Annotated in this window: 12 protein-coding genes; 9 read left to right on the top strand and 3 right to left on the bottom strand. The window is 49.9% G+C overall.

The window, feature by feature from the left end; translation table 11 throughout:
* Positions 1 to 314: 314 nt before the first annotated feature.
* Positions 315 to 1,181, top strand: coding sequence for a CvfB family protein (locus EWH91_RS00150; protein WP_240697209.1), 867 nt, complete (start codon positions 315 to 317; stop codon positions 1,179 to 1,181).
* 28 nt (positions 1,182 to 1,209) lie between these two features.
* On the opposite strand, the gene EWH91_RS00145 is transcribed toward EWH91_RS00150, so the two are convergent.
* From EWH91_RS00145 to EWH91_RS00135, 3 genes are read right to left on the bottom strand one after another with little or no spacing between them, the layout of a single operon-like run.
* Complete coding sequence (locus tag EWH91_RS00145) at positions 1,210 to 2,022, bottom strand: metal ABC transporter permease (RefSeq protein ID WP_129927959.1); 813 nt, start codon at positions 2,020 to 2,022, stop codon at positions 1,210 to 1,212.
* Between the two features lie 25 nt (positions 2,023 to 2,047).
* Positions 2,048 to 2,818 carry a metal ABC transporter ATP-binding protein gene (locus tag EWH91_RS00140; protein WP_129927958.1) on the bottom strand — a complete coding sequence of 257 codons (771 nt, stop codon included), beginning with the start codon at positions 2,816 to 2,818 and terminating at the stop codon, positions 2,048 to 2,050.
* A 26-nt stretch (positions 2,819 to 2,844) separates the two neighbouring features.
* Positions 2,845 to 3,747: a metal ABC transporter solute-binding protein gene (locus EWH91_RS00135; RefSeq protein WP_129927957.1), complete on the bottom strand. Its 903-nt coding sequence runs from the start codon at positions 3,745 to 3,747 to the stop codon at positions 2,845 to 2,847.
* A gap of 308 nt (positions 3,748 to 4,055) precedes the next feature.
* Between EWH91_RS00135 and EWH91_RS00130 the strand changes: the two genes are divergently transcribed.
* The 8 genes from EWH91_RS00130 (at position 4,056) to EWH91_RS00100 (ending at position 13,137) form a co-directional block, all read left to right on the top strand.
* The gene (locus tag EWH91_RS00130) at positions 4,056 to 4,526 is read left to right on the top strand and encodes an RpiB/LacA/LacB family sugar-phosphate isomerase (RefSeq protein ID WP_129927956.1); all 471 of its coding nucleotides are present in this window, start codon (positions 4,056 to 4,058) and stop codon (positions 4,524 to 4,526) included.
* Positions 4,527 to 4,558: 32 nt separating this feature from the next.
* Entirely contained in the window at positions 4,559 to 4,705 is a 147-nt protein-coding gene (locus tag EWH91_RS14365; protein ID WP_165364192.1) for a hypothetical protein, read from the top strand.
* Positions 4,706 to 5,253: 548 nt separating this feature from the next.
* Positions 5,254 to 6,261 carry an acyltransferase family protein gene (locus EWH91_RS00125; RefSeq protein ID WP_129927955.1) on the top strand — a complete coding sequence of 336 codons (1,008 nt, stop codon included), beginning with the start codon at positions 5,254 to 5,256 and terminating at the stop codon, positions 6,259 to 6,261.
* Between the two features lie 89 nt (positions 6,262 to 6,350).
* The gene (locus EWH91_RS00120; RefSeq protein WP_129927954.1) at positions 6,351 to 7,985 is read left to right on the top strand and encodes a sensor histidine kinase; all 1,635 of its coding nucleotides are present in this window, start codon (positions 6,351 to 6,353) and stop codon (positions 7,983 to 7,985) included.
* 3 nt (positions 7,986 to 7,988) lie between these two features.
* A complete protein-coding gene (locus tag EWH91_RS00115) occupies positions 7,989 to 8,729 on the top strand; it encodes a LytR/AlgR family response regulator transcription factor (RefSeq protein WP_129927953.1) in 741 nt (246 codons plus the stop codon).
* Between the two features lie 177 nt (positions 8,730 to 8,906).
* Positions 8,907 to 10,163, top strand: a complete 1,257-nt coding sequence (locus EWH91_RS00110) for an L-lactate MFS transporter (RefSeq protein ID WP_129927952.1) — start codon at positions 8,907 to 8,909, stop codon at positions 10,161 to 10,163.
* A gap of 269 nt (positions 10,164 to 10,432) precedes the next feature.
* Positions 10,433 to 11,842: an FAD-binding oxidoreductase gene (locus EWH91_RS00105; RefSeq protein ID WP_129927951.1), complete on the top strand. Its 1,410-nt coding sequence runs from the start codon at positions 10,433 to 10,435 to the stop codon at positions 11,840 to 11,842.
* Positions 11,839 to 13,137: a (Fe-S)-binding protein gene (locus EWH91_RS00100; protein WP_129927950.1), complete on the top strand. Its 1,299-nt coding sequence runs from the start codon at positions 11,839 to 11,841 to the stop codon at positions 13,135 to 13,137. Before EWH91_RS00105 ends, EWH91_RS00100 begins: the two co-directional genes overlap by 4 nt.
* The last annotated feature ends 48 nt before the right edge of the window (positions 13,138 to 13,185 follow it).

Genomic DNA, 13,185 nt, shown 5'->3' with positions numbered 1-13,185 from the left:
ATCCGCTTGCAGATTTATTGTAGCATAGAGCTTCTGAAGTTTAAATTGTTACGATATTATGAAATGATGTGTTTTTGTTATCGTTTTCATGCATGATCTGTGCTGCAGCTCTTGACAATCCGCAAAAGATATTGTAACTATCGGTTCTATCTATTCTATTCCGGACATCCGGCAAAATCGCTCTGTGAATCGCCCCATTTTCATAGCAGCCGAAAAGATAACGCCTGCGTCCTAAAGCCCGGCTGACTCAGACATGGTATAATGAGACGGGTGATAGCAAAGTTTAAGAAACAGGCAGGCCCGATGAAAAGAAGGTGGACAGGTTGGAACCATTAAAAGCGGGTACGGTTGTGACACTTGACCTGGCACATAAAGCACCGTTCGGTTATTTTCTGACCGACGGCAGGCAGGAGATTCTGATGCACGCGAATGACGCCATCGAGCCGGTGGACGAACAAGCAAAACAGAAAGTCTTCCTTTATCAGGACCATCAGGGACGTCTTGCAGCGACGATGACGATTCCGAAAATCAGAATCGGCATCTATGACTGGGCACCGGTTGTCTCCGTGCATAAACGATATGGCGTATTTGTCGATATTGGCATTCATAAAGATATTCTGTTCTCGAAGGATGATCTGCCGGAATCTCTCGATGAGTGGCCACAGAAAGGAGACCGCCTGTACCTGAGTCTGATGCTGGATAAGAAAGACAGGCTGTTTGCAAAACCGGCAAATGAGTCGATCATGAACGTCATCTCGATCCCTGCTCCGGAAAGTTTCTTTAATAAAGAAACTGAAGCGACCGTGTACCGGCTGATGGCAGACGGCGCGCATTTTATTACCGAAGATGGGTATCTGGGCTTCATTCACCGGAGAGAATCCGACAGGAAGATGCGGATCGGCCGCACGTTCCATGGCCGCGTAACCGGGATAAAAGACGGGCGGATCACGCTTTCCATGCTCCCGCGAAGCTTTGAGATGATTGATCAGCATGCGGCTGGCATTCTGGAGTATCTGAGGGGCCGCGGTGGGACCATGCCCTATACGGATAAAAGCCTTCCGGAAGATATCCGCAAACATTTTTCAATCAGTAAAGGTGATTTTAAAAAGGCCCTTGGAAAGCTGATGAAAGAAGGCAAATTAGTTCAAAAAGACGGGTGGAGTTATCTCGTTGAGAAATAAAGGGCCGGCAATTCTGCCGGTCCTTTATTCACTCCTGCATGGCATTCCGTTCCGCATACAGACGTCTGAATCCGAGTCCGATAAAATACATGGCCGCTTCGAAACTCGTAATGAAGAAACTGACCGGTGCATTGGTGTAGTAACTCATGACGAGTCCGAACCAGACACCAAGAACGGCCAGAGCCGACGACAGGATAATCATCCCGAAAATCGACCGGACAAAACAGCGGGCCGCTGCTGCCGGAACGGTCATCAGGGCAAAAACAAGCAGTGCCCCGATGATCTGCACCGTGACACTGACAGCCACCGACAGAAGCAGCAGAAAGCCGACGGAAATCAGCTGGATCGGAAGGCCTGCCGCTTCCGCCCCCGTCTGATCAAAGGAATCAAACTTCAGCCAGCGGTAACCCAGGGCAATCAGCAGCAGGACAATAAACGACAGCACGGCGATCTCACGCACATCCCGGACATTGATCCCAATCACACTGCCAAACAGAATGCTGGTCGTAAAGTTTGCCTGCTTATTGGATAAAGAAAGAAAAAGAATACCCAGCCCAAGAAAAAGGCTCAGAATCACACTGATTGACGCATCGCGGCGGAACATCCGCACCCCCATCTGACCGATGAACAACGCGCTGATCATGGTAAAAAGCAGAAGCCCGCTCAGCGGGCTGATTCCGATTAGTACAGCAAATGCCGCGCCGGCAAAACCGATGTGCGAAAAGGTATGCGTAATAAATGACAAATTGCGGGCGATGACAAAAACACCGATTGCACCACACATCAGGGCGACGAGTGTCCCCGCAACAAAGGCATGCTGCATAAAATCATATTGAAACATAAATCCATCCTCCGGGAAAACGAGATTAATAGATACGATCGGTCAGTTGGCCGGCTTCTCTCTCTCTGAACAGTCCTGACTTTTCCGGCTTTTCTTCATCCGTCGCATGGTACAGCCAGTCGCGGGCCTTCCCGCCAAGTACTTCATTCACACTGCCGATTTCATAGTGGCCGCGCGACATGAACAGAACCTGATCAGCATATTCATGGACCATATGCAGATCATGACAGATAAACAGAACGGCAATACCCTGATTTTTACATAATCGACGAACCAGCTGCATCATCTGTTCCTGGGCATTCGGATCAAGATTAGCCGTTGATTCGTCGAGCATCAGGAAATCCGGATGGCGAACCAGGGCCTGAGCAATAAAAAGGCGCTGCCGCTCACCGCCGGACAGCCTCCCAACCGATTTTTTGGCCAGATGAATCGATTCGGTCATCATCATCGCTTTTTTTACCGTCAGGCGCTCTTTAGCTGAAAGCCAGGGGATGAAGCGTGACGACAGACCGAGAGAAACAAAGTCCTTCGCTGAAATCGGCGTTTCTTCATCGATCATCCGTGACTGAGGGACGTAGCCGATCGCTGCATTTCTCCTGTTATCATGGAGTTTTACCGTTCCCTCCCGGGGTTTAATCATCCCGATGATGGTTTTCAGCAGGGTGGACTTTCCGGCTCCGTTCGGACCAATAATCGCCAGCAGTTCACCACCTGACACCTGAAAAGACAAATGATCAAGAATCGTTTCGCCACCGAACCCGACCGTCAGATCCTTCACCTGCAATTGACCGCTCACACAGATCTCCTCCTCTCGTTCACGCTTTATTTCTGGGCCTTTTCTACCTGTTTTAATATATCCAGCATCCACATTTTATAATCTTTTCCGTCAGGGAGCGTCTCCGTAACCTCCACAACAGGGAGATCATTCCGCTTTGCCAGGGCAACCATCTTTTCAACGGTCGGGCTCATCTCCTGAATATTGCTGACGAAAAAGGCGATCCGCTTTTCTTCCATATCTTTTCTCATCTTTGTGATGTCCTGCGGAGAAGGATCTGTTCCTTTTTCCACCGCCTGCTTAAAGTGACTGTTACTGATCCTGTAACCCAGAGCTTCGAGCATATAGTCAAAAACAGGCTCCGAAACATCGACACGCTGACCGGATGTTTTTTCACTCAGCTGATGCACCAGATCCCGCACAGGCCGAATGTCCTGCTGATATGCCTGGGCATTCTTTTTAAAAACATCTGCATGATCCGGATCAATGTCTGACAGAACAGATGCAAGGTAATCCGCCAGTTTCGGCATGGTCTCCGGATCGTACCAGACATGTTCATTATCACCGTTCTTCTTCTTCAGGATATCCTCTGCTACACGTATGATTTTCTTATCACGGCTTCCGGCATCTACCAGCTCATCCATCCAGCCGTCATAACCGACACCATTATAAAGAACGACAGAAGCTCCATCCACTTTTCGTGCAACATCCGGCGTCATTTCAAAATCATGCGGGTCAGCACTCGCATGATGGATAATCGATGTAACATGAACATAATCACCGCCGACTGCTTTTGCTACTTCACCATAGAAATCCTCTGCGGCGACAATGTGTATTCGGGAGTCCGACCCGCCGGATCCGGCACGTCCGCTCCCGCAACCTGCGAGTAAACCCGTGAATAGAATCAGTACACTGCACAAAAGCACAGACTTCCCCGCTAAGCTCCGCATGCTTCTCCTCCTGATCCTCTGTCTGGAAATGGTTAAAACGTAATTATTACGATTTACTGTACACTAAATGGTAATGTTTTCGATTTACTTTGTCAAGCCTATGCCTTGAATCTTTTCTTCATACTTTTCTTCATACTTTTCTTCATACTTTAAGAAGGTATAAATTTTTTTGCAGAAAAGAGGTTCAGAAAAAAGGCCTCTGGCGACATCTGGCTTTCTACAGAAGGCATGCATCAGCAGGACGAGCCGCAGGATGATATGATAGAAAGGAAAAATCAGGAATGAATAACATACTGGAGGCATGAACAGTGAAAATTGCCATGGCAAGTGATCATGCAGGATTTGAATTGAAAGGGGAAATTAAAGAATGGCTGGAAAGTCAGGGCCACGAAGTCACTGACTTTGGAACAGGCAGCAAGGCATCCTGTGATCTGCCCGATTACGTTTATCCGGCTTCACTCGCGGTTGCCCGCGGAGAAGCAGAACGCGGCATCTTCGTAGACGGCGTGGGCTACGGGAGTGCACTGATTGCAAACCGGATATATGGCCTGACGGCAGCTGTCTGCCAGGATCCGTTCTGTGCAAAACTTGCCCGCCAGCATACGGACAGCAATGTTCTCTGCCTTGGCGGTAAAATTATCGGTTCCGGCATTGCCCTTGACATCGTCAATGTGTGGATGCATACCGATCCGATAACCGATGTGGAAAAATATGTCCGACGCGTGAAAAAAGTGAAAGCCATATCCGAAAAGCATCTGAAGAAACTATCTGGAATCTGATCAGGGGCATAGAAAAGCGGAGCATCAGCTCATTGAACGGGCTGATGCTCCGCTTTTTCACGCTAAATGTTGATTTTACCCTTCATGAATTTGAGCGTAAGGCGCAAGACTCCTGCCGGGTCAGCAAGTCAGGCGAAGAGAACGGATTACCCGGGCGCCTGACTGAATACGCCACATAACAGAAGGCTTCTGTATCGTCACCGGATCAGATACAGCACGCGCTTTCCCCGATCTGACTGAACTCCTCTTTTTGCAGTCAAAGCTCATGAAAATCTGATAAATGCAACTGTTTTACTTCTCTTTTCTTTCCTTTTCTAATGTGCTATAACATAGTTTGCTTCTTAGTTTTCTCTTCATCTGATCGCACGAAACGCGCCTTCTGAAAGAGAACATAAGGGGCTTTTTTATCTCATTAAAAGCGATGAAAATATTTAGTGAAACTTCAATTAATGGAGGTGTTTCGGGCACACAGGACGTGCTCATGCAGGCGTTACGACAGAACGCCTGCATTTTAACCCGCACGCATCTCCCGCTGATTGTCAGTTGAACTCATGGGGCTGCAGCAAGCGTGATCATAACGTTTGCAGGCGATTCACAGTCCGTTAACCTGTAACAGTTATTACAAATACATTGCACAATATTTATCACTTGATTACAAGACTTACACCGGAATACCTGCATACGAAACTCTATTCATATCAGGGAAAAAAGGAGAGAAAATTGCACGATGTCAAAGAAAAGAAGCAGTTATTTTGACAATGCAAAGTTTTTTCTGATTCTGCTTGTCGTTTTTGGTCACAGTCTGACTCAATTGAAATCAAATATATCGGTAGTGGATTCGCTGTACACGTTCATTTTTATCTTCCACATGCCTGCATTTATCCTGATCTCAGGCTTCTTTTCAAAGCATTTTAATAAACCTGGGTATGTCCGCCATGTGGCAAGACATACGCTAATTCCCTACTTTATCTTTCAGTTACTCTACTCCATTTTTTATTACGCGACGGGCTACGAAGACCACTTCACTTTCAGTCTCGTGACGCCGCACTGGACACTCTGGTTTCTCATCAGTATGCTTTTCTGGAAACTGATGGTGATCCCCTTCTCACGTCTCGGCCGATTCGGTCTGCCCGTCGCCGTACTGGTCGGTATCAGTGCCGGGTTTTTTGACGGGATCGGTACGGAATTCAGTGCCTCCCGTACGCTGGCGTTCTTCCCGTTCTTTTATCTCGGCTATCTGCTGAAGTCGGAAAATTTCAGAGCACTGCTTCGTTTCAGATGGAGCAGACCTCTGGGTGTACTGACTCTGGCCGCCCTTTACGCAGCCACACATTTTGTTTTTCCAAAAGCGCTTCAGGACTGGGTGCTGTTTGATTCCTCTTATCATACATTTGGCTTCTCCGCGCTCAGTGGCGGACTGACACGGTTGTCCATGTACGGCATTACCTGCATCGCCATTCTTGCTTTCATGATGCTGATCCCGCGGAGAAAGATGTCGTTCACCCCTCTCGGGAAGAATACCCTGTACATCTACCTGCTTCATGGATTCTTTATTAAACTCGTGGTCCTGCTGCCTGTATATGAAAAAATCAAAGATCTTTATCAATACGGATTCCTGTTTCTTGCCTCGGTCGCGCTCTGCTATTTTCTTGCAAGCCGGCCGGTACGCCTGTTTACAGAACCGCTTGTCGAGACCCGAATCCCACGATTATCCCGATTTCCGGCCCGAATGTGACCCGGCTTTTCAGGCGAAATCCGCTGTAATCTGCTAAACTGAAGATAATATCGGAGGAGGAAGGGATCGTCACGATATCTTCATCTGAAATGCTGATCCGCCTGTTTGAGCGGGCTGCCCTGCTCCTGATCTTTCTCTTTTTACTGACCCGTATTCCGCGATTTAAAGAAATTTTTCAGCAGGAAAGCCATTCACGCTTTGAGATGATGGTTATCACCGCGATATTCACTGCGTTTGCCGTATTCAGTTCGTATTCCGGGATACCGGTCGACGGCTCACTGGTCAATACACGGATCATTACCATCGTTTCGAGCGGGATTCTGTTCGGTCCGATTCCCGGCATCACGACCGGTCTGATCTCCGGGTTGCACCGCTACCTGATAGATATCGACGGCGTGACGGCTCTCCCCTGTTTTATCACCAGTTCAGTTGCCGGGATCGTCTCCGGACTGATTCACAACAAAGTGAAAAAATCGATGCGCTGGATTTACGGGATTGCAACCGGCATGTTCTGCGAAATCCTGACCATGGTTCTGATCCTATTGATGACCAGTCCCGGTGTCGGTTCAGGTATCGTCTCGCAGATCGCCTTTCCGATGATCATGGGAGAACTGAACATCGGCCTGATCGTCCTTTTAATCCAGAGTATCGAAGGTGAAAAGGAGCGGATCGCGTCACGACAGGCGAAACTGTCACTGGACATCGCCAATGAAACCCTGCCCTATTTCAGAAAGATCAACAGCGAATCACTGAAACAGATCTGTACCATTATCAAGGACAAGATTCATGCCGATGCCACGGCCATGACCGACACGGAGCATGTGCTGGCCTATGTCGGTTTCGGCAAGGAACGCTATCCGATCGGTGGTCATGTGGTCAGCGAGATTACAAAGCAGGCCATCAGAAGTGGAAAGATCACCGTGTCACACCTGGAAAAAGAACACCATATTCCCGGCATCCAGGATGTGCTGATCATTCCTTTGAAAGAAAATGGAAGCGTGATCGGAACGCTTAAAATCTACTATAAGAAAGCCTATGTCATGAGCCACGCCACACAAACCATGGCCATCGGCCTGTCACAGATCATCTCGACGCTGGTGGAGATTTCACGTCTCGAACAGATGAAGGAAGCGGCGAACAAAGCGGAACTCAAGGCCCTGCAGACCTCCATTAATCCGCATTTCCTGTTCAACGCGCTGAATACCATTGCCTCACTGATACGCCGAAAACCGGATCAGGCCCGGGAGCTGATCATTACACTGGCGAACTATATGCGCTATAATCTCGACCATACCGAAGAATTAATCGATATCAAGAAGGAAATCGGTCAGGTCCGCGACTATGTGGCGATTGAAAAAGCTCGCTTTGGTGACCGTCTGAATATCAACTATGAAGTTGACGATGTGAACGTCAGAATTCCCTGCCTGATCCTCCAGCCGCTTGTTGAAAATGCGATCAAACACGGGGTTTTAAAATCAGGAAAACCCGGTCGGGTCACCATTTCCGTTAAAGACCTTGCGGACAGTATCCGGATCAGCGTGGAAGATACAGGCACCGGCATCGATCCGAAAGTGGTCGAGAATCTGTATCATGACGAGCTGCCGGAGAAAAAAATTGGTCTGAAAAATGTCCACCAGCGCGTCAAACTTGTTTTCGGCAATGGGCTGGTAATCCGCCGTCTGTCTCCCGGTACGCAGGTCTATTTCGATATCAGGAAGGTGTAAGTGATGAAAGGGATTATTGTTGAAGATGAACAGCCGGCAATGGAAGAACTCCAGTATCTGATTGAAACCTACAGTTCAATTGACATCACAGATACCTTTTCAGACGGACTGGACGTTCTGAAATTTTTACAGAGCCATGAGACAGATGTCATTTTTCTCGATATCAACATTCCGTCTTTAGACGGCATGCTGCTCGCCAGTAATATCCATAAATTCAGCAAGCCGCCCTATATTATTTTTACCACCGCTTATAAAGAACACGCCGCACAGGCCTTTGAACTGGAAGCTTTTGACTATATCCTCAAGCCTTATGACGAGAAGCGGATCGCCGGTGTCCTGAAAAAAGTTGAAGAAGCCTGGAGGCGGGACCATCAGCCGGCTCAATCAGGAAAAGCAGCTGCAGCCTCACCTGGCCCGGTCCGGATCAATCTGAAAAAAGACGAGAAAATCATTGTCGCTGACGTCAACGATATTTATTATGCCGAAGCTCAGGAGAAAGTCACCGACGTCTACTCGAAAAACAGTCATTATATCATCAATAAAAGTATTTCCGAATTATATGATCAGCTGCCAAAGGACCAGTTCTTCCGCTGCCACCGCTCATATCTTGTCAATCTGAGTAAAATACACGAAATCATCCCCTGGTTCAACCAGACCTATCTTGTACAGTTAAAAGATCTGGGAACCAAAATTCCGGTCAGCAGAAGCAATACAAAAACATTCCGGCAGCTTATGAATCTGTAACGGTCATTCATTCCACTCTACCCGCATCTCATGATGAAATCGCTTTCTGAAGCAATTCCGCAGGTATAATTCTAATTGAGGCATGAGACAACAAGTGATGGCCCTTGAAACAGAGACAAGGCAAGGGAAAGAGCTGCCTTGCTGCCTGTGCCTACCTCGGATAAGGGGGAGATTTCAATGGATGCAGAACGTAAAAATGACATGCAGGTCACTCGCTGGCCGATCCTGATCGGCACCGTAATTGTGATGATTGGATTAGGAACGATCTATACATGGAGTTTATTCAACCAGCCTCTGGAAGATAAATTCGGCTGGAACGTGGGAGCCGTTGCCACAACGTTTTCAATTATGAGCTTCGCACTCAGCCTGTCGACGCTGTCTGCCAGTAAGATCCAGGAAAAGCTGGGTATCCGCGGTCTGCTGGCCCTGTCCGCCATCGGCATGGGCGCGGGCCTTGTGATCACGGCCTTCGATACTGAACTGTGGATGCTCTATATCACCGCCGGCATCATTGTCGGTGCTGCAAACGGTATTGCCTATATGACCACGCTTTCGAATGCGATCCAGTGGTATCCGGAGAAAAAAGGACTCGTCTCCGGTATTGCCATCGGCGCTTACGGTATCGGCAGTGTCCTGTTTAAATATGTTCTTCAGTTTCTCATTGAACACTCGGGCGTTTCCCTGGCTTTCCTGTACTGGGGCCTGATTTCCTTCGTCCTGCTCGGAGCCGGACTTCTTCTGGTCAGACAGGCACCGGTCCTCGAAGCAAAAAAGAGTGCGCAGCAGACAGCCACTGCTGAACGTGATTATTCAGTAAAAGACATGCTGAAGACCAAGGAAGCCTACTTCCTGTTCTTCATTCTCTTTACCGCCTGCATGAGCGGACTGTATATGATCGGCAGTGTCTCAAACATTGGGATCAGCCTCGCCGGACTTGACGCCGCAACCGCTGCCAACGCCGTTGCTCTGGTCGCTCTGCTGAATACGGCCGGTCGGCTGGTGCTTGGAGCGGCATCGGATTATATGAACCGCCTGAAAGTCGTGGCCGGTGCCCTGCTGATCACAGCCATCGCCGCAGTGGTCATCAGTCATGTCACGCTCAACGCCGTCCTGTTCTTTATCAGTGTCTCGCTCGTCGCCTTCTGCTTCGGCGGCAACATCACGATCTTTCCAACGATCGTGGCCGAATTCTTCGGACTGAAAAATCAGTCCCGTAACTACGGCATCATCTATCAGGGATTCGGATTAGGCGGGTTGTCTGCCTCCTTTATTTCGGGTCTGCTCGGTGGCTTTGCCCCGACGTTCAACCTGATTGCAATCCTCTGCAGTCTGGCTTTCATCGTCGCGCTCACCCTCCATGTCCCGGAAGAAAAGGCAGCTGTCCGGAAAGAAGAACAGCGGCGCGAACAGTACCGCAAAAGACAGGCTTATTAATCGAATGTTACAGGCACGGCTCCAATGACTGGAGCCGCGTTTTTTTTTTGCCTTTCAGATGTTCGAGTTGAGGATATTACCGCACTGGAAAAACGATCATTTATTGTTTGGTCATCGTTATGTACTCAATAGCTCATAATAAAGTGAAACGTCAATCGTACGAAAAAAATTGGCGCCTGAGCAGATCACTTGCCAGCCGTTTAATAATAAGATAAGAATAGAATGACCGTTTTGTAATCGCTTGCAATAAATCAGGGAGTGTGATCCCATTGGTTCTGAAAACTGAAATTGTTCAACAGCTGCGTCGCATCATCAAACCCGGACGAATTTTAACTAAAGAGGCAGATCTGGTCAGCTATGGCTATGATGCATCATTTGGCTTCTATAAACCCGATGTGGTCCTTCAGGTGAAAAATGAAAACGAAGTGTCCGCTGTCATGAAGCTGGCGAACCAGCTCCGCATCCCTGTCACACCGAGAGGCCAGGCATCCAGCCTCAGCGGCGGTCCGCTGCCAGTCAAAGGCGGCATGGTGCTGGACTTTTCGCAATGGAGCAAGACACTAAAGATTGACAGTGAAGATCTGGTTGCCGTCGTCTCGCCGGGCGTGATCACAGCCGATCTGGATGATGCCGCTGCCAGATACGGCCTGATGTATCCCCCGGATCCGGGAAGCTCTCACTTTTCCACCATCGGCGGCAATCTGGCCGAAAACTCCGGCGGTCCGCGCTGCCTGAAATACGGCGTGACCAAGGATTACGTCATTGGCCTGAAAGTCGTGACCCCGCAAGGTGAGGTGATCCGGACCGGTGGCCGCACGGTAAAAAACGTCACCGGTTATGATCTGACCAAACTTATCGTCGGCTCGGAGGGCACACTCGGCATCATCACCGAAGCGACGCTGCGCCTGCTCCCCCGTCCGTTATCCACACAGACAATGATGCTGACCTTCGACCATTTTGTCGACTCAGGGAAAACCGTGACCCGGATTCTGACGTCAGGTATCCTGCCGGCAAAAGTAGAAATGATGGATCAGGCATCTATACGGGCGGTTGAAGCCTACCAGCCCCAGAATCTGCCGGTCGATGCCGAAGCGATCCTTCTGATTGAGCTCGACGGTCATCCCGCCGCCGTGGCAGATGAAGCAGAACGCATCCGCTCGCTTGCGAAAAACATGGCCGCCCGTTCGGTAAAAATTGCCCATTCCAGTGAGGAGGCCCGCAAGCTGTGGAAAGCGCGCAAGCTGGTCTCCCCGGCCATTGCCTCGAAAAAGCCAACGAAAATATCAGAGGATGCCACAGTTCCCCGCAGTAAAATTGCTGAATTCTGCCACCGGCTTCAGGAAATCCGCAACACATACAAAATTGATCTGGTCGTCTTCGGACACGTCGGCGACGGCAATCTCCATCCGAACATCATCTGTGACAAGCGCAACCGTGAAGAAATGAAACGGGTGCAAAAAGCCATTGAAGAGATCTTCCACGCGGCGATCGACCTCGGTGGCACCCTGTCCGGTGAACATGGGATCGGAACGATGAAACGTGCGTATATGCCCTGGGAACTGAGCCCGGTTGAACTGGATATGATGAAGCGGATTAAACTGGCCTGGGATCCGAATAACATACTGAACCCGTCAAAAATTTTCCCTGCCCCCGGACAGAAGCTGGTGCTGTCGCAATGAACCCGAATCCGAAAGACAAACTCGCCTATGATGAAACGTTCACCTGCATCCAGTGCGGCACCTGTCTGCCGGCCTGTCCAACCTACAAGACCATGGGCACAGAAACCCAGTCGCCGCGCGGCCGGATTAACCTCGTAAAAATGGCCGCCGAAGGCAAAATTTCACTCGATGAGCTGAAAGACCCGATCGATCTGTGCCTCGGTTGCCGCGCCTGTGAGACCGCGTGCCCGACCAACGTCCCCTACGGAGTGATCCTTGAATCGGCCAAACTTGCCCTGCATGAGCATAACAGGCCCTCACAGTCCCGGATGGAAGTCTTCAAAGAAAATCTGTTCTACAACCATGTTTTTCCCAGAAAGAAGGTGATGAGCACCGGTGCGGGGCTGCTCTGGTTCTATCAAAAATCAGGTGTGCGCCGACTGGTTGAGAAGACCGGCCTGCTGAACAGTCTGCCTGAGTCGCTTGCTACATTTGAGCGGACCCTCCCGGCAGCAACCGCTCCGGTCCGCCGTCGCAGGCGGCCGAAAAGGCTGGAACCGCAACAGGCGCCCCGTTATAAAGTCGGCTTCTTCACCGGCTGCATCATGGATGCCCTATTCGATCGGATTAACGACCTGGGAATGAGACTTCTTGTGCTGGGCGGCTGTACCGTGGTTGCAGCAGACGGACAGACCTGCTGCGGTGCACTCCATCTGCACGGCGGGCGTGATGATCAGGCCAGGGAACTCGCCAGGAAAAATATTGAAGCCTTCGAGCAGGAAGCCTTCGACTACGTGGTTAACACGGCCGGTGGCTGCGGCGCCCTGCTCCATGAATACCCGGCCCTGTTTGCCGATGACCCGGAATGGCAGATACGTGCTCAGTCATTCGCCGACCACGCGATCGATATCAGCGTTCTCCTTGCCAAGCTGGACTTGCCGTTTAATAAGGAAATTCGTAAGCGTGCCACCTATCAGCCCTCCTGCCATATGACCAACGTCCAGAAAGTCAGGGACGAACCGAGACAGCTCATCCGCCGGATCAAAGGCATCGACTTCCGCGAACTGCACGATCCGGACTTTTGCTGCGGTTCCGCCGGAATTTACAACGTCGTCCAGTTCGACGAATCGATGAAAATTCTGGACGTCAAAATGGCTGATGTCAAAAGCCGCGATCCTGAACTGATCGTGACCACCAATCCGGGCTGCCTGTTGCAGATGAAAGCCGGAATAGAGCGTGAAGGACTGCAGGACCGCATGCAGGCGCTCCACCTGGTCGAACTGCTTGCCGAAGCCTGCGGACTGGAAAAGGGGTGAATGGAGGAACGTTTTTCCGTTCAGTACGGATGTCGAATAGATCCGGCC

This window comes from Sporolactobacillus sp. THM19-2, from assembly GCF_004153195.1.
Lineage (GTDB): Bacteria > Bacillota > Bacilli > Bacillales > Sporolactobacillaceae > Sporolactobacillus.
Note: the sequence above shows the minus strand (reverse complement) of the source record. Positions and strands in the feature narration are given on the sequence as shown.